Origin of the sequence: Flavobacterium psychrotolerans (genome assembly GCF_003097635.1) — a bacterium.
Taxonomy (GTDB): Bacteria; Bacteroidota; Bacteroidia; order Flavobacteriales; family Flavobacteriaceae; genus Flavobacterium; species Flavobacterium psychrotolerans.
The window spans coordinates 65,529-89,109 of record NZ_QCZI01000004.1 but is presented as its reverse complement, the minus strand read 5'-3'; the positions used below and the strand labels follow the sequence as shown (position 1 = coordinate 89,109).

Sequence of the window (23,581 nt, the reverse complement as noted above, 5' to 3'; positions counted from 1 at the left end):
TTACTTTATATGTACAAATTTCGAGGTTTAAGTTGTATAATTTCAGAATTTGGTGTGTTTTGTTTAACGAAAAAGCACACTAATTGCGCACGATTGTATTAAATTACAATAATAGGTAATTTAACTTAAGTTATTAATAATGTTTAGTTAAGCACATTAGTATAGGTTATGTCTATAATGTTTTTTAAGCACTTAAAAATAGTTTCCGAATTCCTATCAATACAAAAATAAACAGGGTGTAAACAATAAAAAAAGGAATGATATATTCTATCCAATTCATAGGCAACATGATGGCAATAAGCAGCAATTGAAAACCCAAACCATAGATGGAAACAAACGTCATAAACCAATTTGGGAACGTTTTTACTTTATAAGCGTCTTGGTCTAAAAAGTGGATGACCTTATCAAAGACTCCATAAACGATGGTATAAATTCCAAACAAAATATCGACATTTTTTTGAGTTTCCCCTGGTAAAGCTCGTGGGGATTTGTATTCGAAAATTTTACTTGTTGTGTCTCCTCCAGCCGATTTGTTCCTTAAAATTACATAGTAATAATTATATAAAGTTCCTTGTAATTGAATAGCAATAAAGGCCACTATTGTAAACCAAATTGACGTTTTTGAAACATGGCAAATGGCCATTAAAAATATAAAATTAAGAATGATATCAAATACGCTATCTAAATATCTTCCGGTATAAGAAGGCGTGTTTTTTATTCTGGCAAGTTCTCCATCGGCAGCATCAATTACCGATTTTAGAATGATAAAAAATCCGGCATAAAAATAATGATTTTGTAAAATACAATAAATGGCAATCAAACCGGAAATACCAAAAAGCAACGTAACGTGAATGGGTGTAAATCGAGTGTTTTTTAATTGATTGGCAAACAGTCTTGCCAGGGGTCTTCCGTAATCGGATAAATCAAGAAATTGATCTTGTGTTGCAAGTTTAGACATTTAGGAATGTTGAACAAAGAAATGCGACAATATAGTCAGGGGTAAAGGAATTATTATTTTGATAATCGATGCAAGGCATAAGTCATTGCCGAAAGCAAGAAAAAAGCACTTATTTGGTGTGTCAGACCCAGCCATAACGGAACGCCATAGAGCAAAGTAAAAACGCCTAAAATAAACTGAACAAAAACCAATAACAGTAGTAATTTAATGCTGTCAGTTTGTTTTGTGTCTAAAGTAAATTTTTTGCTTTTGAAATAAAGCAAAACAATTAGCCCAACAACAATGTAAGCTAATGTTCTGTGTACAAATTGAACGCCACTTTTACCTTCGGTGAGTCTTTGAAACCAAGTGTCTTTTTCTAAAATTACACTTTCGTGCATAAATTGCCCATCACTCATCAAAGGCCAGTGATTGTGGATTAAACCGGCATTTAAACCAGCAACAAAACCGCCGTAAATAATTTGTAACACTAAAAAAACAAGGGCATAACGGGCAATTGTTCGTAACGATTTTTCGATAGTGGTTCTTTCAGGATAAATTAAATCTAAAACTACCCAAAATGTATAAGCAAAAGTGATAAAAGCAGTCGTTAAGTGCAACGCCAATCTAAAATGGCTTACATCTGGATTGTCAATTAATCCACTTCTCACCATGAACCAACCAAAAAAACCTTGTAATCCGCCCAAGCCTAAAAGAATGACGCATTTTCTAATTGTTGAGCTATCTAGTTTTTTCTTAATCAAAAAATAAATAAATGGGATGATAAAAACCATACCAATAACACGTCCAATCAATCGGTGGAACCATTCCCAAAAATAAATGAATTTATAGTCTGAAATCGTAAAATCATTATGAATATTAATTTTTTGATATTCTGGAAATTGCTTGTATTGCTCGAAAGCTTGCTGCCATTTGGCTTCGGTTAGTGGTGGGAAAGTATCTGTCACCAAATGCCAATCGGTCATTGATAGTCCAGAATTTGTCAGTCGAGTAATTCCGCCAACAACAACCATTAAAAAAATTAGAATACATCCAGATAGTAACCAAATAATTACGGATTTGTTTTCTTTTTCCATTTTAAACTAATTTATTTAATCCCTTTTTGTTAAAAGAGGGTATTTTTATAACGTTATTTTAAATTCAACAAGTGTTAATATTTAAGCCTAATTTAAACGCTTTTTTTAGCATAAACTCATAAGCAGCATCATAATTATTAGGAATTTCTCCTTCAAGAATGGCTTCTTTTATGGCTTCTTTCAGTATTCCGATTTCACGGGAAGGTTTCAAATTAAAGATTTCCATAATTTCTTCACCCGTAATTGGTGGTTGAAAATTACGAATGCTATCTCGTTCTTCCACTTCCACAATTTTCTTGCGAACGATTTCAAAATTTTGATGGTATTTTTTAAATTTATTAGGATTTTTGGTGGTAATGTCTGCTTCACATAAGGTCATTAGATTTTCTACATCTTCACCAGCATCAAAAACCAGACGGCGAACAGCAGAATCAGTAACGGTTTCTTGTGATAATACGATGGGGCGAGAACTCATCATTACCATTTTTTGCACAAATTTCATTTTGTGATTCAAAGGCATGCGCAGACGTTCAAAGATTTTCTTAGCCATTTTTCCGCCAAGAAATTCATGTCCGTGAAACGTCCAACCTTGTTTTTTGTTGAACCTTTTAGTAGGCGCCTTGCCAATGTCATGTAATAAAGCCGACCACCGCAACCAGACATCGTCGGTATTTGGACAAATGTTATCAACTACTTCCAGTGTATGGTAAAAATTGTTTTTATGCGTATGGCCTTCAATTTCTTCCACTTGATTTAATGCAGTCAATTCAGGTAAAATTAGATCTAAAAGGCCGGTTTTGAATAATAACAAGAACCCAATGGAAGGTTTATCAGTCAAAAGAATTTTGTTTAATTCATCAACGATTCTTTCGCCAGAAATAATCTTGATTCTTTCGGCATTTTTAGTAATAGAATTCAGGGAATCGGCATCGATTTCAAAATCCAATTGATTGGCAAACCGTATGGCGCGTAGCATTCGCAGGGGGTCGTCAGAAAAAGTAATATCCGGATTTAAAGGTGTTTTGATAATTTTATTTTTCAAATCGCTTAATCCATCAAAAGGATCTGAAAGTTCCCCGTAATTGGATACATTCAATGATAGTGCTAAGGCGTTTATAGTGAAATCACGACGGTTTTGATCGTCTTCGAGGGTTCCGTTTTCTACAACTGGATTACGGCTTTCAAAATGATAACTTTCTTTACGGGCACCAACAAATTCAATGTCAATTTCTTCAAATCGCAACATTGCAGTTCCGTAATTTTTGAAAACCTGAACTTTTGGTTTTCTGGGAAGTAATTCCGAAACTTTTATAGCTAATTCAATTCCATTGCCTACAGCCACAATATCAATGTCTTTTTTGAAATCTCTTTCAAGGATTAAATCTCTCACAAAGCCACCAATCACATAACTTTCAATTTTGAGTTCTAGGGAAGCTTTTGATATGATTTCAAATATTTTATTATTTAATGCTTTAGTATAATTCATTTTCTTTGTTTAAAGTTTAAAGTTTTAAAGGTGCTGAACCGTAAACCGTAAACTGAATGCATCAAATTATTTTCGAATCACTTTTACTTGCGAATCGTTGGTCAATTTAATAATTGTAGAGGACTTTCCTGCAATTTTATCGTGGTGCAAATTTACAACATAGTCCACACCTTTTATAATTTCTGGGCTAATATCTTTGAAAGCAATGGGCGTGGGTTGACCAGATATATTTGCGGAGGTGGAAACCAGTGGTTTTTTCATTTTTTCCATTAATTTGAAACAAAAAGGCTCTTTTACAATTCGAATTCCCAAGGTATTATCGGAAGCAATGAGGTTTGGAGCTACATTTCTAGGTTTGTCCAGAATTATGGTAGTCGGTTTTTCGGATAAATCGATGATTTGCCAAGCTACTTCTGGGATGTCTTTAAAAACATTATACATCATTTTTTCGCCATTCATCAAAACAATCATGCTTTGTGTTTCTGCTCGTTGTTTTAGTTTAAATATTTTAGCTACGGCTTCTGGATTAGTGGCATCACAGCCAATACCCCAAACGGTATCGGTCGGGTAAAGGATGATGCCACCGTTTTTTATGACTTCGTAAGCTTTTTGGATTTCTTGGTTGATGTCCATTTTTTTGAGTTCTTTGATGCAAAGATATTTATTTGATACAATATAAATAGTCATTTGGGAAAATCATAAACTAATAGTACTATTTCAGTATATTTGCTTTTTTAAATTAAACACAAAATGTTGGATAACAAATCGATTTTAATTACAGGAGGTACAGGTTCTTTAGGAAAAGAATTAACAAAGACTATTTTAAAGAAATGGCCAAATATAAAAAGATTGGTTATTTATTCCAGAGATGAGCAAAAGCAATATCAGATGGCTCAAGAATTTCCAGAGTCCCAATTTCCTGCAATACGTTATTTTATTGGAGATGTAAGGGATTTGGAACGGATGAAAAGAGCTTTTAACGGTATAGATTATGTCATTCATGCCGCAGCAATGAAACACGTTCACATTGCCGAATATAATCCGGATGAGTGTGTGAAAACCAATATAGGTGGGGCTGATAATGTTATTAAGGCAAGTCTTTCATCCAATGTTTCAAAAGTGGTAGCCCTTTCTACTGACAAGGCCTGTGCGCCAATTAATTTATATGGAGCAACGAAACTAACCTCGGATAAACTATTTATAGCAGCAAATAATATAAAAGGCAATCAGGATATTAAATTTTCTGTGGTTCGTTACGGCAATGTTATGGGGTCAAATGGTTCTGTAATTCCGTTTTTTATGAATAAAAGAGCGGAAGGTGTTTTGCCAATTACTGATGCTAACATGACCCGTTTTAACATTTCGCTTCAAGGCGGGGTTGACATGGTTTTACACGCTTTGGATGCTGCTTGGGGAGGCGAACTGTTTGTCCCGAAAATCCCGTCATATAGAATTTTGGATGTAGCTCAGGCTATCGGTCCGGAGTGTGAGCATAAAATTTGTGGCATTCGTCCAGGCGAAAAAATTCACGAGGAAATGATCACATCATCTGATTCCTTTACTACTTATGATCTAGGGAAATACTATGTGATTCTGCCTCAAGTAACCAATTGGGACATGAAAGAATACATTAAAACGTTCAACGCCAAATTAGTTCCCCAAGGGTTTAACTACACTTCTGGGGAAAATACAGAATGGGAAACTGTTGACTCCTTAAGAACATTGATAAAAGAACATTTGTATTCAGATTTCACAGTATAATATATGATACCTTACGGAAAACAAAATATTACCGAGGAAGATATAAAAGTAGTTTCAGAAGCGCTTAAAGCCGATTTTCTTACTCAAGGACCAAAAATTTTAGAATTCGAGAAATTATTCGCTAATTATATTGGCAGTAAATTTGCCGTCGCAGTGTCTAACGGAACTGCGGCTTTACATTTGTCCACTTTAGCATTAGGAGTTCAAGAAGGCGATAAAGTGATTACCACTCCAATAACTTTTGCTGCATCTGCAAATTGCATTCGCTATTGTGGTGGTGAAGTTGTTTTTTCCGACATTGATCCCGAAACCTATTTACTGGATATTGAAAAGGTGGAAGCTTTGTTAAAAGCATCCCCTAAAGGGACGTACAAAGGAATTGTTCCTGTTGATTTTGCAGGACGGGCTGTAAATTTAGAGGCCTTTAGAAAATTAGCAAATGAATACGATTTGTGGATTCTTGAAGATTCTTGCCATTCTCCAGGAGGTTATTTTGTGGATAGCACTGGAAAACAGCAAAATTGTGGGAACGGTAATTTTGCAGAATTGGCCATTTTTTCTTTCCATCCCGTGAAGCATATTGCTACTGGTGAAGGAGGGATGGTTACCACAAATAATGAAGAATTATATAAAAAATTACTGGAGCTAAGAACACACGGAATCACTAGGGATGCGAGTGTTTTTAAAAATTCGAAATCATTTGCGGCAGGTCAGGAAGTTCCTGAAAGCAGTTCTTACCCTGCTTGGTATATGGAAATGCAAACCTTGGGTTATAATTATCGCTTTACCGATTTTCAGGCAGCACTCGGAATCAGTCAATTGTCACGTGCGGATAAAGGTCTTGAAAGAAGAAGGGCGATAGCAAAAAAATACTTTGATGTTTTCTCCAAAAACTCAAAAATAATAGGACAGTCAGGAGTAATTGATGGACACGCCTATCATTTATACGTAATAGAAATCGAAGACCGATTGGGTTTGTATAATTATTTACGGGAACATCAAATTTTCGCTCAAATACATTATATTCCCTGTCACTTGATGCCGTATTATCAAGAATTTGGTTGGAAAGTAGGCGACATGCTCATTTCTGAAAACTATTATAAAAATTGCATCAGTTTGCCGATGTTTCCAACGTTAACAGAGGAGGAACAGGATTTTGTGATTGAAAAAGTATTGTCCTTTTTAAAATAAATAATTTTGAAAAATAAACTTATTTTAGGGACGGTTCAAATGGGTTTGGCTTATGGAATTAATAATTCTACAGGGAAAATATCTTTTGAAAACAGTTGCGAAATTTTATCAAAGGCGTTTGAATTAGGGATTTCGACACTTGATACTGCTGAAGCTTATGGAAATGCACATCAGGTTATTGGCGAATTTCATAAATTAAATCCCAACATAAAATTTAACATCATCACAAAAATCCCGCATGATGTTGATATCAATAAAATTGAGGAAAGGGTCAAAACCTATATCAAAGACATGAATGTGGACTGTTTGGAGGTTCTTATGTTTCATTCCTTCGATTCTTATAAAAATAACCATCAGATTATCGAAAGGTTAAAAAGCATTAAAAGTCAAGGATTAATCAAAAATATTGGGGTTTCAATTTATACGAATGAACAAATTGAAGCATTGTTATTGGATGATGCTATTTCTGTTGTTCAAATGCCTTTTAATTTATTAGACAATGAATCTGTTAGAGGGGAACTAATGCAGGAATTAAAAGATAAGGGTAAAATTGTTCATACAAGATCGGCATTTTTACAAGGATTGTTTTTTAAAGAAAGTTCAGATGCGAATGCGGTTTGTCAAGAGTTATTGTCGGAATTAATTGAAATCAAAAGCATAGCAAAAGGCGAAAACTTAAGCATCTCAGATTTGGCATTAGGGTATTGCTTGCGTCAAAAAAATATAGATCAAGTCCTAATCGGAGTAGACTCCATACTTCAATTATTGGATAACGTGAAATCATCTAATTGTATACTTAATCAGGAAGTTGTAAATAAAATAAACGCTATAAAAGTCGAGAATTCAGATTTATTAAATCCATCATTATGGAACTAAAAACAATACTTATAACGCAAGCCCGAACCGGAAGCACCAGATTGCCGGGTAAAGTTCTTAAAGAAATTTCCGGAAAATCGTTGCTTCAAATTCATTTGGAAAGATTAAAAAAATGTTCCAAAATTTCAGAAATTATTGTAGCAACTACAATAAACGATGAAGATACAATCATTTACGACAAAGCTTTAGAATGGGGTTTTAGTTCTTTTAGAGGTTCAGAGGCTGATGTTTTAGATCGGTTTTATCAATCCGTAAAAGATAAAAATGCGGATTGGATTGTTAGAGTTACCTCTGATTGTCCTTTGATTGATCCGGAATTGGTAGATGAAATAGTAACTTTTGTTCAGGAAAACAATTGTGACTATGGTTCCAATGGACTTGTAGAGAATTACCCAGACGGTCAGGATGTTGAGGTTTTTAAGTTTTCAGCTTTGAAATCAGCTTGGGAAAATGCGGTTTTAAAATCAGAAAGGGAACACGTTACGCCATTTATCAGAAACAATTCCGATTTTAATGATGGGAATTTATTTAAAGCCATGAATTTTCCTTGTGATTTAGATTTTTCTAAAATAAGAATGACCGTGGATGAACAGAGAGATTTTGATTTAATGGAAATTTTAATACATCAATTAGGAACAGATAAATCGTGGTTAACCTACACTAATTTCATTATTGAAAATGATTTGGCCAAGGTAAACGACCAAATTATAAGAAACGAAGGATTAATCAAGTCCTTAAAAAACGACTAATCATGGGAAAAGGACAAGAATTATATAAAAAAGCCAAAACACTCATTCCAGGAGGGACGATGTTGCTCTCTAAAAGACCGGAAATGTTTTTGCCAGATCAATGGCCTTCTTATTTTTCTAAATCCAAAGGCTGTAAAGTTTGGGATTTGGACGGTAAAGAGTATCTAGACATGAGTATCATGGGAATTGGCACCAACACGCTCGGATATGGTAATGATGAGGTTGATGCTGCCGTTATGGAAACGGTCAAAAACGGTAACATGAGCACATTAAGCTGTCCTGAGGAAGTCTATCTTGCTGAAAAATTAATAGAAATAAATCCATGGGCAGACATGGTTCGATTTGCCCGAAGTGGTGGGGAAGCCAATTCTATTGCTATCAGAATAGCTCGTGCTGCATCAGGAAAGGATAAAGTAGCCATTTGTGGGTATCATGGATGGCATGATTGGTATTTATCTGCCAATCATAATGATGGCGATGAATTGTCAGGGCATTTATTGCCGGGATTAAGTCCAAATGGAGTTCCAAAGAATTTAAAAGACACCGTTTTTCCTTTCAACTACAACAATTATGAAGAGTTGTTGTCTATTGTTGAAAATAATGATATTGGAGTTATCAAAATGGAAGTGGTTCGGAATTTTGGGCCAGAAGACAATTTTTTGCAAAAAGTAAGAGCATTGGCCACGGCTAAAAATATAGTTTTAATTTTCGACGAATGTACTTCGGGCTTTAGAGAAACCTTTGGGGGAATTTACAAAAAATTTGGTGTGCAACCAGACATGGCAATGTACGGAAAAACAATAGGTAACGGCTACGCATTAACTGCCGTAGTTGGAACCAGAGCGGTAATGGAAGCAGCACAAACTACCTTTATCAGCAGTACTTTTTGGACAGAAAGAATTGGGCCTACCGCAGCTTTAGCCACCTTAAAAGTAATGGAGCGGGTAAAATCATGGGAAACCATTACTGAAATGGGAAACAAAATGCGAAACGGATGGCAAAAACTAGCTGATGCACACGATTTGAATATTTCCATTTCTGGGATACCGGCATTAAGTACTTATAGTTTCAACTGCCCGGATGCCATGGGGTATAAAACCCTGATTACACAAGAAATGCTAGAAAAAGGATTTTTAGCCAGTACCAATTTTTATGCAGCTACAGCTCATAACGACGCTAATTTAGAACTGTATTTTAATGCATTAGATGAAGTTTATCAATTAATAGCCAACTGTGAAAAGGGAAATCTAAAGATAGAAAATTTGCTAAAAGGTCCCGTTTGTCATGGCGGATTTAAAAGATTGAATTAGAGCTATGAGAAATTATACATGTTTGGTTAACTCAACTTTTCAAGGAAACACATTTTCTTTAGTTCCAATTCGGGATGAAGATAAATATGCAATTTTGGAAATGAGAAACGAACAAATGTACCATTTGCGACAAGCAAAGCCATTAACGGTAAAGGATCAAGAGGATTATTTTGAAAATGTAGTTTCAAAATTATTCGAAGTGGAAAAACCCAATCAATTGCTTTTTTCATTTCTGAAAAATGATGAATTTGTAGGTTATGGCGGTTTGGTTCACATCAATTGGATCGATAAAAATGCAGAGATTTCGTTTATAATGAAAACGGAATTGGAGAAAGAAAATTTCGAATATTTCTGGAAAAATTATCTCTCGTTATTAGATAAAATGGCTTTTCAAGAATTGAATTTTCATAAAATATTTACGTACGCCTTTGATTTGAGACCGCATCTATATGAAGTTTTAACTTCTTGTGGATTCAAAGAAGAAGCTCGTTTAAAGGAGCATTGCTTTTTTGGCGGACAATTTTTGGATGTGGTTTATCACTGTAAAATGAACCGAGGAATTGCTTTTAGGAAGGCTAATGAAAAAGATATGATGCTCTATTTTGAATGGACAAGTGATGCATCTGTAAGAGAGAATTCCTATCAATCGGAACCCATTTCTTTGGAGAATCATAAAAATTGGTTTTTGAATAAAATTAAGGATTCCAGTTGTTTTATGGTGGTTTTTGAAAACCATATCGGAATTCCAATCGGTCAGGTTCGTATTCAAAAACAAGATGAAACAACGGCTGTTATCGGGATATCAAATGATGTCAATCATAGAGGAAAAGGGTATGCGAGCGAGATGATTCGAATGGCATCGAATGAGTTTTTAAAAGAGAATCCTCAGATGCAAATCAGTGCCTACATCAAATTAGAGAATAGAGCATCCAAAAAAGTATTTGAAAAAGCAGGTTACGAATTAAATGTCGTTTTGGAATATGATTCCATTCCAAGCTATCGTTATATCAAAAAAATATGAAATCGCCACTAACAACAAGTTTGCCCAAGCAAACACCAATAAATAAAAAGGCGATACCATATATGACCGCTAAAAAACAACTTTTACATATATGAAAATAGGAGATTTTAATATAGACAAAAACAGTCCGGTTTTTATCATTGCCGAACTTTCGGCCAATCATAACGGCAGTATACAAACGGCAATCGAAACCATTCGTGCAGCAAAACGTACCGGTGCGGATTGTATTAAATTGCAAACCTATACCGCCGATACGATTACTTTAGACTCCGACAAAGATGATTTTGTCATAAAAGGAACCATTTGGGACGGAAAAAAATTGCATACTTTATATCAAGAGGCCTACACGCCTTGGGAGTGGCATGAGGAATTATATAGAGTAGCAAAGGAAGAGGGCTTGATTTGTTTCTCTTCTCCATTTGATAATACGGCAGTCGATTTATTGGAAAGTTTAAATTCTCCAGCATACAAAATTGCTTCCTTTGAAATTACTGATATTCCCTTAATAGAGTATGTAGCTTCCAAGATGAAACCTGTAATCATTTCTACAGGAATTGCCGAATTAGAAGACATCGAATTGGCTCTTGATGCCTGTCATAGAATGGGGAACTATGATGTTGCTTTGTTGAAATGTACCTCGAGTTATCCGGCACCCATTGAGGAAGCCAATATGTGTATGGTTAAAGATTTGGCCGAAAGATATAACGTCATTTCTGGACTTTCAGACCATACCATGGGAAGCACAGCACCTGTTGTGGCAACCGTTTTTGGCGCTAAAATAATCGAAAAACATTTCATTGTAGATAGAGCTATTGGAGGGCCTGACGCTTCTTTTTCGATGAATGAAGAAGAGTTTGCTCAAATGGTAAAAGCGGTTCGAGAAGCTGAAAAAGCAATTGGAACAGTAGATTATACGTTGACCGAAAAACAGGCTAAAGGAAGGGATTTCAGTCGTTCTTTGTATGTTGCCGAAGACATCAAAGCAGGAGATGTTTTTACCGAAATCAATCTTCGTTCGGTGCGTCCTGGTTTTGGACTGCATCCTAAATATTATTACGATATTTTAGGAAAAAAAGCTTCGGAAGATATCACTAAAGGGACTCCCTTGCGATTGGATTTTTTAAAAGAACAATAAACAAATTTCAAATTTATGACCCATTTAGATTCCATTGCAAACCAAACTATTCTAGTGCAAACCACCTATCATCCTGCACCACATCTTGAAATAGAAATGGAAATCATGGAACGATTGTTAGCACAAGGAAATACCGTCTATTGGATTATTTGTAAAAGTGACTTCAAAAATTGTTTCAATAATCCGGAGCATAAAGTAATGGATTGTAAAGTGTGTTTTTCTAGAGTAAATAACGGACTGAATGCTCTTAAAAACGGAATAGAAAATCATAAAAACCTTCATGTGTTGCAGTACAACCAGTTTTTGAAATTGGATGATTTTAAAAAAAATAATTTCAAGAAAGAATTTAGTTGCTCTACTGTAAATGACTTGAAAACAATTCATTATAAATCCTATGATTCAGGAATGGCAACCGCTTCATCTCTTGTTTCCTTTACCAGAAATCATGAGCCACAAGTAGAAAATCATAGAGATTTTATTTACAGAGGACTTTTAACGGGAGCATATTTATATGAAACATTTCAATTAATTTTAGATAAAATTAAACCCGATTTGGTGGTTTTGTTTAATGGAAGATTCATTGAAAACCGACCTCTACTTCGTGTTTGTCAAGAACGAAAAGTGAATTATGCAACTCACGAACGTGGCGGTAAAATCAATAATTTCCTCTTTAGAATCAATTCTATACCCCATTCTATAGAAACCATAAGCAATGAAATGGAACATTTATGGGAGAATGCAAAAAATGACCGAAACCAAATAGGTAAACTGTTTTATACCAATAGGATAAAGAGGGTAGAAGATGCTTGGTATTCTTTTACTAAAGAACAACAAGAAGGACGATTGCCTGAGAGTTTTAATGCAAACGAAGATAAAAAAGTAATTACAATTTTCAATTCATCCCTTGATGAATATGAAGGATTGGAAGGTTTTGGTCCCTTCTTTTATCCAAATGACAATGAAGGTATAAAACAAATTTGCGAGAGTCTAGAAAGCTATTCAAACATTAAATTGTATTTAAGAGTACATCCCAATCTGAAAGGGTTGGATAATAGCCAAAATAAATTCTTGAAAGAGAAAATTTCAAAATTCACATCAATTGAAATTATTCCGGCTGAAGACAGTGTCGATACGTATGCTTTAATTCATAAAAGTGACATTGTGATTGTCTTTGGTTCAACTGTTGGAGCAGAAGCCGCTTTTGCAAACAAAAATGTAATTTTATTGGGTCGTGCTGCGTATGAGAATTTGAATTGTGTCGTCATACCTAAAAATCACGAAGAGTTAATTCAAATTTTGACGGATGACCAATATGAATTCCCAACAATTAATCCTGAAGGACCATTAAAATACGGGTATTGGAATGAAAGTTTTGGAATTGAAAACAAGTATTATAAGCCAATACATTTGGGTAAAGGAAAGTATAAAGGAAAACAAATTAAAGCCAATTTCATACTTCGGGAATTGAGAAGGTTTCTGGAAAAAAGAGGAAACAGTAAACAATAATTTATTTACCCGATAACCGATTTTAAAAAAAGTATTGTTTTGTCCAAGTTGCTTATTTTTTGAAACAATTCTGGTTCATTATTTTTCAAATACTTATAAAAAGAAAAGTTATTGTTTTTGGCGTTTCTAATCGTTCGAATTAAATTCTTTGTTATCTGTTTTTCTATTCGTTCGGGATTAAAATTCCCTAATTTTTTGTTTTGGGAAAGTAAAAATTTTGAGGATTCAATTGCTTTAATAATTTCTTCTGTACGGAGTCCTTTTTTTACAGATACGACATTCAAATAGGAATCAATTTTACTGTCCGTAGGTTCAATTCCAAATGCACTCATTTGGTTTATTTTCACTTTTCGGACAGAGCGATTTACATTTTCAATTTTTGTTTTGCTAATGTTAGTTCCGTGTTGTCTGTAGTTTAACAATGATTCTTGAATGTTGTAGAATTTAGTTTTAGGCAATAACCTACTCCACAAATCGTAATCTTCTACGGGAACATAGTCGTCATTAAATTGCAATCCCTGTAAAGCTTCTTTTCTAAGCATAACGGTTGGATTTCCTATACCGCAACTGTGCAAGAAAGAAATTTTTATGTCATCATGATGTTCACTGTGTCGAATAACCTTGTTTTTTTTTGCCCCGAAAAAGGTAAACCATGTTCCGCAAACTCCAATTTCTGGATTGTTTTTAAGGATGGTAACTTGTTTTTCAAAACGGGTTGGCAAAGCAATATCATCAGCATCCATAAGGGCAATAAATTCTCCTTTTGCCATAATAAAGCCTTCGTTTCTTAGGTTTGCAGGACCACTATTTTGGAGCTTGTCTACTAGGATAATTCTGGGATCTTTCGCCAGATATTTTCGGATAATCGCTAAGCTGTTGTCTGTAGATTTATCATTAAGAATAATTAATTCAAAATGTTTATATGTTTGATTTATAATACTTTCTATAGCCTCACTTAAATGATTTTCTGCGTTATAAGCTGGCATTATAACTGAGATTTCTGGGATTAACATGATGCTTAATTTTTGTTTTTGAGTGAAACAGTATATAGATTTTAAATCAAATCTATTTCTTAACCGCAAAATTAATATTAATATTTTAATAAAATCAATATTGTTATATTTGCCGTGTAAATAAAGACAAATGAAAAAAATTCAAGTGGGCTTTTTAGTTTCATACGATTATGAATTGCTTAAAAATGCCATCCCTCAAATATATAAAGAATCGGATGCCATTTTTCTGGCAGTTGATAAGGAAAGAAAAACGTGGAATGGAGCCTCTTTTCAAATTAAAGAGGATTTTTTTCAATGGATAAAAACTTTCGATGTTGATGCCAAAATTGAAATTTATGAGGATAATTTTTATTGTCCAGAATTGACAGCTATGCAATGTGAAGTCAGAGAACGCAAGATGCTCGCAGAAAAAATGGGTATCGGCAACTGGCTTGTTCAATTGGATGCAGATGAATATTTTTTAGATTTCAAGTCGTTTGTTGCGTTTCTTAAATCGAAAAATCATTTGTTGGATAATCCAGAGAAAACACCTGTGCAAATTTCTCCCTTTCTAATTAATCTATACAAACGAGTTGAGGGAGGATTTCTATATGTTGACCAAGCAACGAAAATCATGGCGGTGACGAATTTCCCAGATTACAAATTGGGTAGAAATACCAAAAAGCGAATAATTTACCAAGACTCACTAATTCTGCATGAATGCCTTTCGAGAACGAAGGAAGAGTTATTGATGAAGTTTAGTAATTGGGGACATGATGTAGATATTAATGTAGATAGTTTCATAAGTAAATGGGAAAGGGTAAATGAAAATAATTATAAAAATATGAATGACTTTTTTTATTTAGAACCCCATAAATGGAAATCACTGGAATTTGTAAAAGGAAATTCTTTAACTGAAATATGTAAGAATTTAGAACATTTAACTATGATGAGACCTTCTAAATTTTTTATCTGGAAGAAAAATTTCGGTCAATGGTTTAAACATTTATTTAAATAAGCCATGAAAGTAGGATTATTAATTTCAACCTATAACTGGCCTGAATCGCTAAATTTGGTACTTAAAAGTGCGTTGTTACAAACTCGTTTGCCTGATGAAATCCTGATTGCAGATGATGGTTCAAACCAAACCACAATAATATTGATTGAAGAATATCAAAAAAAATATGATATCCCAATTAAACATTTTTGGCAGGAAGATAAAGGTTTTAGGAAATCAAAAATATTAAATAAAGCAATTGCAGGTGCCACTGCCGACTATATTATTCAGGTGGACGGAGATTGCATTCTGCATCCTAAATTTATTGAAGACCATGTAAATGCTGCTGAGAAGGGGCTTTATCTATATGGCTCTCGAGTGAATATTTTACCAAACGCAATTGAAGAAGTTTTTGCTAAAAATATAATTACATTTTCTGTTTTTTCTAAAGAAATTAAAAACAAAACCAGAGCCATACATATTCCTTTTTTATCCCAATTGTATAAATCTCACTTTGGTATTTCTAAAAAATTTAGAGGATGTAACGTTTCCTTTTGGCGAAAAGATTTTATTGCCATTAACGGCTACAATGAAGATTATGAAGGTTGGGGTAGGGAAGACTCTGATTTAGTTATCCGCATGGGTAATAATGGCATTAAAGCTAAAAGACTGCGCTATGCCGGAATCGTATACCATATACATCACAAAACTAGTTCTAAAGATAATTTTGAATTGAACGATAAAAGGCAAAATGAAACCATCCTTAAGAAAACAGTTTGGATAATGAATGGAGTAGACCAATATTTGAAATGAATGCCTTGATATTGCATTAATTTTTTATAGAAAAAAACATTTTTATAGGTGATATTAATTTTGATGGAATCGCTTTCTTAAATTGGATAAATAAAAAACAATACCTACTTTTGATTTTATATAAATAATAGTAATGCAACTCAATATTCATCCCCAATTTCAGAATTACAAATCGAATTTGTTGAACTTTATTGAGAATTTCGATTCAACAGGACTACTTTTTGGTGATGGAAAAAGGAATAAAATCAAACTCTTTAATTTAGATGGGAAAACGATAAATATTAAATCATTTAAAGTTCCCAATTTCATTAATAAAATTGCTTATAGATATCTAAGAAAATCAAAAGCCCAACGCTCGTTTGAATTTGCGAATATATTATTAAAAAATAATATTGGAACACCGCAGCCTATTGCCTATTTTGAAAATTCTAATCTTATTGGGCTAAATGAAAGCTATTATCTCAGCGAACACCTTGACTGTGATTTGACTTTTCGTGAATTAGTGGAAATTCCGGATTATCCAAATCACGATTGCATTTTAAGGCAATTTGTACAGTTTTCGTTTCATTTGCATGAAAAAGGAGTGGAGTTTTTAGATCATTCTCCGGGAAATACTTTGATAAAAAAAAGAATCGAAAATCAATATGAATTCTTTTTAGTCGATTTGAACAGAATGAATTTCCATGACGAGATGACCTTTGATATGCGGATGAAAAATCTTTCCCGATTGACACCTAAAAAAGTAATGATTGCGATAATGAGCGAGGAATACGCAAAATTATACCACAAATCAGTGGATGAAGTTTTTGAAAAAATGTGGTTTCATACTAACGAATTTCAGGAAAAACATCTCCGAAAAATAAGATTGAAAAAGAAATTATTTTTCTGGAAATAATGGCTATTTTTTATTCCAAAGGTTGCCTAATTCCTGATACCTAACATACACGCTATAGGCATTGAGGTAACAAATGGTTATGCCTTTTTTTCCGTCAAAAACCCCCAACCTTATAATGTAATTATACAAAAAGGTATACATGGGATGAAATAATTGGAGTAACAAAGAGGGTTTCAGATTTTTAATAAACTTTTCTTGGGCTTTAAATTTTCCATAGATAATCATTTTAGCTTTGTAGGAATCAAAATCGGAATAAGAGTAATGAATCAATTTGTTTTTGAGGATTCCTATTTTCCCTTCTACTTCTAGTTTCTCATGAACAAGTCGTTCCGTAGTATATTTGGCAAAATTCTTGTGAAAAAGCCGGAAAATTTTATCAGTTTGAGAGCCACTAAAACGTAAAATTGTTTTCTTGAACATGAATGTTCTATAAAATAAGAATGCAGTATAGGTTTCATTGGTTTTTATGGTATCCAGAATTTCATTCTTCAATTCTGCCGTAAGTCTTTCATCGGCATCCAGAAATAAAATCCAGTCATTTTTTGCTTGTGCAATAGCAAAATTTCTTTGGGTAGTAAAGTTTTCAAATTTATTCTGAATGAATTTCACATTCTTAAACGACTTAGAAATGCTTTCGGTATTGTCCGTACTAAAAGAATCTACAATAAGTATCTCGTCGGCAAAATCCAAATCAGCTAAAAGCCCATTCATTTGAGCTTCTTCATTTAGTGTAATAATTAATACCGATAGGTTTGTATTGTTATTGTATTTCATTAATTCTATAATATTTTACAAATATAAATTATTCAAAAAAAAATGTTGCTGTTTTTTATTGTTTTTAAGTTCGTCTATTTCAAATGTCTTTCTAAAAAAGTGTCTAAAGAGGGTATTATGAGCTCAGGATGAAATTCTTTATAAAGTGAAAAGGTTTCTTTTTTTATGATTTTGTCTGTTTTATGCTCAAAAATCTCAGGCTTGAACTCCTTTAAATGAACCGAAACATGATTGATTCCGTCTTCAAATGTTGCCCATCCTTTTTTGTCAATCCATGGAGAAAAAATTATGTAGGATGGTTTTTTCAGTGCTTTTGCCATATTTATTGCGCCACCGTCGTTTCCAATAATTAAATCACATTGATTCATTATCGCGATAAACTCTCGGATGTTTTTTCCTAGAACCGAAAAATATATTTTCTGTTTCGTGCTTTCTTTACAGCCGTTGTAAATCTGTGTGGCTTCGTCAATTTGTTTGGGGATATAATTCAGCAGCAAATTCACATCGCCTTTATCTGCAATAAAATCAATTAATTGCGACATATATTCTAGGGGGTAGGTTTTATCCAATCCGCTGCCAATAATGCTCAACATGATGGTTTTCTTCGATGAATCGATACCTTTTGATTTAAATAACGAAATTGCAAAATCCTGTTCTTTCAGGTTCACATAAATTTTCGGGAAGGTTTCTAATTCAATATTCAAATGCAAAGGATTCAATAATGCCAAACGTTGATCAATTATTAAACCCAAATTAGTTTTAGAAGATTGAATTCTTTTGACGGTATCTGTATAAAGGAAGCTTCGTCCTTTTTTCCAATAGGAGATTTTTTGTTTTGCTCCAGAAAATAAAACAATCAACCAGCTTTCTAATTTGGAATACGCATCGATTACCACATCATATTTCTCTTTTCGTATCGATTTTATCAATTTGAAATATTCCCATTTACTTTGGCGATGTTTTTCCTTAAAAAGAATTAAATGATCAAAATTTGTATTTCCTTCTAAAACGGCAATGGTCGATTCATAAACCATATAATCAATTTGCGCCTTTGGGTAGGCCTTACGCAAATTATCGCACAAAATAGAGCTTACCAAAACATCCCCAATCATCTTTTGCTGAATTACCAGTATTTTCATATTGAAATGATTAGGCTTTGGTTTTTAAATAATTCATGGCTCTAGGACTAATCCATGTTTGCTTTATGATGGCATTAAAATAATAAATCGAGATATTTTTAAGCATTAGCCGATTCACTTTTAATTTTGGAATAAAAAATAAAAACATTCCTAAAAATGCCAAAATGGATTTAACGGACAGCGTACCCATAACTAATAAAACATGTAAAAAAAAACTTTTTACTACTGAAAAATGATTGCTGATGTAAACGTGTTTGGAAATGATAACCTCTGTTTTGGTGAGTGCTTTAGTCTTAACATTAATACGGGATGCACCTCCATGTTGATGGAAAATAGTGGCTTTTTGGGTAACGGCAACTTTTCCGCCTATTGCTGCAATTTTTTTGCAAATATCCACATCTTCAAAATAGAGCCAATAATCTTCGTTCCATCCCTTAATTTTGTCAAACCAGTTCCGACTGATGAATATCACGGCACCGCTAACCCAATCTGGATAAAACAAATCGTTTGTTGTCGTGAAGCGTTGCTCTAACTTCTCTTTGTTAACAGTTCTATAAAATGATCTGGAAATCCCGAAAAACCGTCCAAAAGCAGGAAATAAAAGATTTTGTTTGTAATAATCATCCTTCTCGTCAATTTGTAGACAGGAAAGGATTCCAATTTCCAGATGTGAAATAGCCGTTTGCAAAAGCGTTTCTAAAGCGTTAAGGCTAATTTTGGTATCGGGATTTAGAAAAAATAGATATTCTCCTTTGGCTACAGTGGCTCCTCTATTGCATCCATTAGAAAAACCGTTATTTCCGGAGTTTTCAATGAAGAAAAAATCTTTGTATTTTTTTTCAAAAACAAGAAATTGCCCGTCATTGGAATAATTATCAACAACAACAACCTCAAAAGAAAAAGCTTGGGAAACAATATTGTCTAATGAATCTAAGCATTTCTCTAAAGCTTTCCAACCCCGGTAATTAACAATGACAATTGAAATATCCAATATGTTTTTTTTATATAATTTAAACCGCTACATCATATTCTCTCAAGGCATTGTTCAAGGACGTTTTTAAATCAGTCGATGGTTTACGAGTACCGATGATTAGAGCGCAAGGCACTTGGAATTCTCCAGCGGCAAATTTTTTGGTATAACTTCCTGGAATTACAACTGAACGAGCAGGCACAAACCCTTTTCTTTCAATTGGAGTTTCTCCTGTAACATCAATAATTTTGGTTGATGCAGTAAGGCAAACATTAGCGCCAAGAACAGCTTCTTTTCCTACATGAACACCTTCTACAACAATACAACGAGAGCCTATAAATGCACCGTCTTCTATAATTACGGGAGCTGCTTGCAAGGGTTCAAGTACCCCGCCAATTCCTACGCCTCCGCTCAAATGAACGTTTTTGCCAATTTGGGCACAACTTCCTACCGTTGCCCAAGTATCCACCATGGTTCCTTCATCAACATAAGCTCCTATATTTACATAACTTGGCATCAAAATAACTCCTTTAGAAAGATAGGCACCATGTCTAGCCACAGCATGAGGTACTACGCGAATTCCTTTTTCGGCATAACCACGTTTCAAAGGAATTTTATCATGATATTCAAAAATACCAACCTCAAAGGTTTCCATTTTTTGAATTGGAAAATAAAGAACGACCGCTTTTTTTACCCATTCGTTCACTTGCCAGCTTCCGTCATCTTTAGGTTCTGCAACGCGCAAAGTGCCGGTGTCAAGTAAATTAATAACTTCTCTAATAGCTGTTGTTGTAGTTTCTTCTTGTAACAAAGCGCGGTTTTCCCAAGCTTGTTCTATAATTGCTTGTAAAGCTTTCATAAAATTTTGATTTTTAGCAAATGTAATTTATTTAGGTAAGTGGCAAAAGTGAAAAGGTAAATATATTTTTTTAAAATGGAGTTTTCAAGGGAAAATATTTGATAATTTTTAGAGTTATATTTTTATCTCATAATGAATACCAAATAAGAAGATTATTTTTTGGATAGTTTGACTTTGATTTTAAAATGCAATACAGCACATCCCAAAGTCAAAATAATTTAACCTAAAATCATAATTAGAATTAAAAATTATCATTTTAGGTTGAGAAAAATATAAAGATTAGTATATACAAATCTTCCTTTCTATCTTTGAATAAAAAAGATGCCAAGAATTCTCGCCATAGACTACGGACAAAAACGCACTGGAATTGCAATAACAGATGAATTGCAAATTATTGCTTCTGGGCTAACAACAATTTCTTCAGAAACGGCAATCGCATTTCTCAAAGATTATTTCAATAAAGAAAATGTAGCGGAAGTACTCATTGGTGAACCTAAACAAATGAATGGTGAACCTTCTCAAAGCGCAGAGATAATTGAAGCTTTCGTGTCCAAATTCACTAAATCATTTCCTGAAATGAAAGTTATTCGCGTTGACGAACGTTTTACTTCTAAAATGGCTTTCCAAACGATGATTGATAGTGGATTGAAAAAGAAACAACGTCAAAATAAAGGTTTAATTGACGAAATTTCCGCCACAATCATGTTGCAGGATTACTTAACCAGAAAGGTAATTTAATTTATTTTTTCAAGATTTATTCAAATTTTCAATTTCCTTCACAATGTTTTCTGACAAACTGGTCAGCCAAATTAATTGTTCGATTACCAATTGCGCTTCTTCAATTTTTGACTGAAATTCGGATTCATTAAGTGTTCCGGATTCTTTTAATTCTCTGGCTCGAATGTTTTTTAATTCTGTGAAACGTAAATTTAAATCTGTTTTTTGTGTTTCATAGATTAAAATATCTCCGTCTTTAGACTGTAACATTTCAATAGCGTAATTCAGTTTTTTTATTACCGAATCAACCACTACATTAAAGGCTTCTGAAGCTTTGGTCGTTTGATGTGTTTTTACATAAGTACCTAATGAAGCCGATGCAGTAAGCAACGTGTGATTCAGTTCCACTAATTTATAAATCAACGGTAATTGTTTTTGTTTCGATTTGGGTTCCTGAGTCATCCTTTGAAAGGAAGTCATTAAATTGCCAATTTCTATAAAAGCCTGTTTTCTGCTCAATTTATAGGAGGTGGTAACTTCTCCTTTTTTATTATAGAAAACAGAAATTTCTTTTAAATAATTGCGATTTGCTTTTATGGATTTCTTCAAAAACAACCTAATATTTAAAAATTCCCAAGAAGGCCAAAGGAAATAATTGGCAGCAAATGCCAGTGCAGCACCAACCAAGGTATCCAAAATTCGGTACTGTATTACATCTTCAATATTTGGCGTTAGCATGCCATAAATAAAAACAACGTACATGGTTACAAATGTTGCACCTATTTTATAATTGACCTTGGTAAATGAAAATCCCAACAGCATAGAAAGTATGGCAAATAAGCTAGTAAAAAATTCATTATGGACAAATGAAAGTATTCCAAAAGCGATTAAGCCACCCACAATAGTCCCAAAAATTCTTTCGAAAGATCTTTGTTTAGTCAAGCCATAACCAGGACGCATGATTACAACAATGGTCAACAAAATCCAATACACATTTTGAAAAGGAAGTATTTTTCCTATCAAGAAACCAATTAATATGGTTAGGGTTAATCGGAGTGAATGTCTGAAAAGGGTGGAATGAAAACTCAAATTTTCTAATAAAGTTGAAAGGGGATAATATTGGGGGGTAAGGAATTTTTCTAAATCTTTTTCTGCCCCTTTTAAATCCTTAGGTTTTACGGCAAGCCTGAAAGCGCGTTCTACAATCTTTATTTTCTCAACTTGTTTTTCGGCATAATGATGCATATTGCTTAACATCAACACGCCTTCTGAAGCAGCTTTCTTTCCTAATTCTTTTTCATATTCTAAAATGCCATTTTCTAAAGCTTCCAAATCTTGAAATAAGGAGTGTTGCGAAACATATTTAGTTTTGCTTTCTAAAGATTTGGAAAGAAATTTTAAAGTTTTAGCAAGATTGTAGGCTAGGTTTTGATAGGTAACCAAAACTTTAGGATTCATATTAAATTTTTCATGTAATTTACTATGGTCAAAAGATGTGGATAATGCCAATTCTAGAATATCTAATAAAGAGATAAATACAATAAGCATCTTTCTATTTTGATTGGAACTTCCCGAACTGGAATGGTTTCTTATGATGATTTCCCTTAAATTTTCATGAATTATGTTGAGTTCCACTTGCAGATGCAATTGCTTTTCAATTATGGTTTTTCTATCGGCATCAATATTCCACAAATCGCCCCTTAATTTCAAATATTTTGAAGTTAATTTGATGCATTCGGCAATTTGTAATTCCACATAGCGATAGGGTCTTATGTAATGGGATACAAGCGCAATCAATAAATAAAACAGTCCGCCAAAAAGAATTAATCCTGAATGTTTCATCACTTCAATACCAGTATGCAAATGAGCAAAACTTAGAGAGATGGATAGCAAAACTGAAAAAGAAACCATTGTGGCGCGTTGTCCATAAACCGAAATCAATGAAGAAAAAAACAACAATAGAGCCAGAAAAGGATAAAAAATGTAAGGAATCGGATATAGTAGATTGATTAATAAATTAGCGCTGGCAATCATTAAGGCGGCAACAAGAACACCATTTATTTTGTGTTTCAAATTGCTGGGAATATCACTTGGATACGTTAAAAAAGCACCAAGAGCAATGGTAAATCCTATTTGAAAATTACCGAAATAAGAAAACACCAGAACCGGAACAACTGCAGCAATTGTAACTTTTAAAGCATTGGTAAAATTAGTGCTATCTGTAAATTTTTTTATATGACGAATCATTCCTAAAGTGTTGGAACAAAGATAAACTTTGTATGTTTTATTTGGTAGTATACGAGATCCATTTATGATAATATTATAAATAAATGCTAATTCTTAAATTTCAACCAAA

Annotated in this window: 22 protein-coding genes; 12 read left to right on the top strand and 10 right to left on the bottom strand. The window is 33.6% G+C overall.

All coding sequences use genetic code 11. The annotated features are described in order from the left end of the window. Window positions 1-184 precede the first annotated feature (184 nt). The 4 genes from DB895_RS04405 to DB895_RS04390 form a co-directional block, all read right to left on the bottom strand. Window positions 185-958: a CDP-alcohol phosphatidyltransferase family protein gene (locus tag DB895_RS04405; protein ID WP_116724153.1), complete on the bottom strand. Its 774-nt coding sequence runs from the start codon at window positions 956-958 to the stop codon at window positions 185-187. A gap of 53 nt (window positions 959-1,011) precedes the next feature. Continuing rightward, window positions 1,012-2,034 (bottom strand): COX15/CtaA family protein, encoded by a 1,023-nt coding sequence (locus tag DB895_RS04400; protein WP_116724152.1) that lies wholly within the window; start codon window positions 2,032-2,034, stop codon window positions 1,012-1,014. Window positions 2,035-2,098: 64 nt separating this feature from the next. Further along, complete coding sequence (locus DB895_RS04395) at window positions 2,099-3,520, bottom strand: CCA tRNA nucleotidyltransferase (protein WP_116724151.1); 1,422 nt, start codon at window positions 3,518-3,520, stop codon at window positions 2,099-2,101. A 66-nt stretch (window positions 3,521-3,586) separates the two neighbouring features. Further along, a complete protein-coding gene (locus DB895_RS04390) occupies window positions 3,587-4,153 on the bottom strand; it encodes an L-threonylcarbamoyladenylate synthase (RefSeq protein ID WP_116724150.1) in 567 nt (188 codons plus the stop codon). A 117-nt stretch (window positions 4,154-4,270) separates the two neighbouring features. Between DB895_RS04390 and pseB the strand changes: the two genes are divergently transcribed. The 8 genes from pseB to DB895_RS04355 all read left to right on the top strand — a co-directional run bounded on the left by pseB (window position 4,271) and on the right by DB895_RS04355 (window position 13,069). Then, window positions 4,271-5,281 (top strand): UDP-N-acetylglucosamine 4,6-dehydratase (inverting), encoded by a 1,011-nt coding sequence (pseB, locus tag DB895_RS04385; protein WP_116724149.1) that lies wholly within the window; start codon window positions 4,271-4,273, stop codon window positions 5,279-5,281. Window positions 5,282-5,284: 3 nt separating this feature from the next. After that, entirely contained in the window at window positions 5,285-6,472 is a 1,188-nt protein-coding gene (pseC, locus tag DB895_RS04380; RefSeq protein WP_116724148.1) for a UDP-4-amino-4,6-dideoxy-N-acetyl-beta-L-altrosamine transaminase, read from the top strand. 6 nt (window positions 6,473-6,478) lie between these two features. Beyond that, window positions 6,479-7,348 (top strand): aldo/keto reductase, encoded by an 870-nt coding sequence (locus DB895_RS04375; protein ID WP_133242641.1) that lies wholly within the window; start codon window positions 6,479-6,481, stop codon window positions 7,346-7,348. Continuing rightward, entirely contained in the window at window positions 7,339-8,097 is a 759-nt protein-coding gene (locus DB895_RS14240) for a cytidylyltransferase domain-containing protein (RefSeq protein WP_166426931.1), read from the top strand. The genes DB895_RS04375 and DB895_RS14240 overlap by 10 nt, the downstream gene beginning before the upstream one ends. A 2-nt stretch (window positions 8,098-8,099) precedes the next feature. After that, a complete protein-coding gene (locus tag DB895_RS14235) occupies window positions 8,100-9,407 on the top strand; it encodes an aminotransferase class III-fold pyridoxal phosphate-dependent enzyme (RefSeq protein ID WP_166426930.1) in 1,308 nt (435 codons plus the stop codon). Window positions 9,408-9,411: 4 nt separating this feature from the next. After that, the gene (locus DB895_RS04365; RefSeq protein ID WP_116724146.1) at window positions 9,412-10,428 is read left to right on the top strand and encodes a GNAT family N-acetyltransferase; all 1,017 of its coding nucleotides are present in this window, start codon (window positions 9,412-9,414) and stop codon (window positions 10,426-10,428) included. Window positions 10,429-10,519: 91 nt separating this feature from the next. Further along, window positions 10,520-11,563 carry a pseudaminic acid synthase gene (gene pseI, locus DB895_RS04360; protein WP_116724145.1) on the top strand — a complete coding sequence of 348 codons (1,044 nt, stop codon included), beginning with the start codon at window positions 10,520-10,522 and terminating at the stop codon, window positions 11,561-11,563. 15 nt (window positions 11,564-11,578) lie between these two features. Next, a complete protein-coding gene (locus DB895_RS04355; RefSeq protein ID WP_116724144.1) occupies window positions 11,579-13,069 on the top strand; it encodes a capsular polysaccharide export protein, LipB/KpsS family in 1,491 nt (496 codons plus the stop codon). Window positions 13,070-13,074: 5 nt separating this feature from the next. Here the strand turns inward: DB895_RS04355 and DB895_RS04350 are convergent, their stop codons facing one another. Then, window positions 13,075-14,082, bottom strand: a complete 1,008-nt coding sequence (locus DB895_RS04350; protein ID WP_116724143.1) for a glycosyltransferase family 2 protein — start codon at window positions 14,080-14,082, stop codon at window positions 13,075-13,077. A gap of 130 nt (window positions 14,083-14,212) precedes the next feature. On the opposite strand from DB895_RS04350, the gene DB895_RS04345 reads away from it, so the two are divergent. From DB895_RS04345 to DB895_RS04335, 3 genes are all read left to right on the top strand, one after another. Then, window positions 14,213-15,079: a hypothetical protein gene (locus tag DB895_RS04345; protein WP_116724142.1), complete on the top strand. Its 867-nt coding sequence runs from the start codon at window positions 14,213-14,215 to the stop codon at window positions 15,077-15,079. 3 nt (window positions 15,080-15,082) lie between these two features. Beyond that, the gene (locus DB895_RS04340; RefSeq protein WP_116724141.1) at window positions 15,083-15,871 is read left to right on the top strand and encodes a glycosyltransferase family 2 protein; all 789 of its coding nucleotides are present in this window, start codon (window positions 15,083-15,085) and stop codon (window positions 15,869-15,871) included. 133 nt (window positions 15,872-16,004) lie between these two features. Then, window positions 16,005-16,766 carry a Kdo domain containing protein gene (locus tag DB895_RS04335; RefSeq protein WP_116724140.1) on the top strand — a complete coding sequence of 254 codons (762 nt, stop codon included), beginning with the start codon at window positions 16,005-16,007 and terminating at the stop codon, window positions 16,764-16,766. Window positions 16,767-16,769: 3 nt separating this feature from the next. Here DB895_RS04335 and DB895_RS04330 read toward each other — a convergent pair whose 3' ends face one another. From DB895_RS04330 to DB895_RS04315, 4 genes are all read right to left on the bottom strand, one after another. Further along, a complete protein-coding gene (locus DB895_RS04330) occupies window positions 16,770-17,540 on the bottom strand; it encodes a glycosyltransferase family 2 protein (RefSeq protein WP_116724139.1) in 771 nt (256 codons plus the stop codon). A 74-nt stretch (window positions 17,541-17,614) separates the two neighbouring features. Next, on the bottom strand, window positions 17,615-18,679 hold the full coding sequence (locus tag DB895_RS04325) for a glycosyltransferase family 9 protein (protein WP_243694623.1): 1,065 nt from the start codon (window positions 18,677-18,679) through the stop codon (window positions 17,615-17,617). 10 nt (window positions 18,680-18,689) lie between these two features. Next, window positions 18,690-19,670 carry a glycosyltransferase family 2 protein gene (locus DB895_RS04320; RefSeq protein WP_166426929.1) on the bottom strand — a complete coding sequence of 327 codons (981 nt, stop codon included), beginning with the start codon at window positions 19,668-19,670 and terminating at the stop codon, window positions 18,690-18,692. A gap of 19 nt (window positions 19,671-19,689) precedes the next feature. After that, window positions 19,690-20,508, bottom strand: coding sequence for a 2,3,4,5-tetrahydropyridine-2,6-dicarboxylate N-succinyltransferase (locus DB895_RS04315; RefSeq protein WP_116724137.1), 819 nt, complete (start codon window positions 20,506-20,508; stop codon window positions 19,690-19,692). 321 nt (window positions 20,509-20,829) lie between these two features. Between DB895_RS04315 and ruvX the strand changes: the two genes are divergently transcribed. Continuing rightward, window positions 20,830-21,246, top strand: a complete 417-nt coding sequence (ruvX, locus tag DB895_RS04310) for a Holliday junction resolvase RuvX (RefSeq protein ID WP_116724136.1) — start codon at window positions 20,830-20,832, stop codon at window positions 21,244-21,246. Between the two features lie 9 nt (window positions 21,247-21,255). On the opposite strand, the gene DB895_RS04305 is transcribed toward ruvX, so the two are convergent. Further along, a complete protein-coding gene (locus DB895_RS04305) occupies window positions 21,256-23,472 on the bottom strand; it encodes an FUSC family protein (RefSeq protein ID WP_116724135.1) in 2,217 nt (738 codons plus the stop codon). Between the last annotated feature and the right edge of the window lie 109 nt (window positions 23,473-23,581).

Coding starts and splice junctions, on each gene's coding strand:
- DB895_RS14240 (WP_166426931.1), top strand. CDS start 7,339: ATGGAACTAAAAACAATACTTATAACGCAAGCCCGAACCGGAAGCACC.
- DB895_RS04340 (WP_116724141.1), top strand. CDS start 15,083: ATGAAAGTAGGATTATTAATTTCAACCTATAACTGGCCTGAATCGCTA.
- DB895_RS04345 (WP_116724142.1), top strand. CDS start 14,213: ATGAAAAAAATTCAAGTGGGCTTTTTAGTTTCATACGATTATGAATTG.
- pseC (WP_116724148.1), top strand. CDS start 5,285: ATGATACCTTACGGAAAACAAAATATTACCGAGGAAGATATAAAAGTA.
- DB895_RS04400 (WP_116724152.1), bottom strand. CDS start 2,034: ATGGAAAAAGAAAACAAATCCGTAATTATTTGGTTACTATCTGGATGT.
- DB895_RS04390 (WP_116724150.1), bottom strand. CDS start 4,153: ATGGACATCAACCAAGAAATCCAAAAAGCTTACGAAGTCATAAAAAAC.
- pseB (WP_116724149.1), top strand. CDS start 4,271: ATGTTGGATAACAAATCGATTTTAATTACAGGAGGTACAGGTTCTTTA.
- DB895_RS04315 (WP_116724137.1), bottom strand. CDS start 20,508: ATGAAAGCTTTACAAGCAATTATAGAACAAGCTTGGGAAAACCGCGCT.
- DB895_RS04330 (WP_116724139.1), bottom strand. CDS start 17,540: ATGAAATACAATAACAATACAAACCTATCGGTATTAATTATTACACTA.
- pseI (WP_116724145.1), top strand. CDS start 10,520: ATGAAAATAGGAGATTTTAATATAGACAAAAACAGTCCGGTTTTTATC.
- DB895_RS04365 (WP_116724146.1), top strand. CDS start 9,412: ATGAGAAATTATACATGTTTGGTTAACTCAACTTTTCAAGGAAACACA.
- DB895_RS04395 (WP_116724151.1), bottom strand. CDS start 3,520: ATGAATTATACTAAAGCATTAAATAATAAAATATTTGAAATCATATCA.
- DB895_RS14235 (WP_166426930.1), top strand. CDS start 8,100: ATGGGAAAAGGACAAGAATTATATAAAAAAGCCAAAACACTCATTCCA.
- DB895_RS04350 (WP_116724143.1), bottom strand. CDS start 14,082: ATGTTAATCCCAGAAATCTCAGTTATAATGCCAGCTTATAACGCAGAA.
- DB895_RS04305 (WP_116724135.1), bottom strand. CDS start 23,472: ATGATTCGTCATATAAAAAAATTTACAGATAGCACTAATTTTACCAAT.
- DB895_RS04405 (WP_116724153.1), bottom strand. CDS start 958: ATGTCTAAACTTGCAACACAAGATCAATTTCTTGATTTATCCGATTAC.
- DB895_RS04335 (WP_116724140.1), top strand. CDS start 16,005: ATGCAACTCAATATTCATCCCCAATTTCAGAATTACAAATCGAATTTG.
- DB895_RS04355 (WP_116724144.1), top strand. CDS start 11,579: ATGACCCATTTAGATTCCATTGCAAACCAAACTATTCTAGTGCAAACC.
- ruvX (WP_116724136.1), top strand. CDS start 20,830: ATGCCAAGAATTCTCGCCATAGACTACGGACAAAAACGCACTGGAATT.
- DB895_RS04325 (WP_243694623.1), bottom strand. CDS start 18,679: ATGAAAATACTGGTAATTCAGCAAAAGATGATTGGGGATGTTTTGGTA.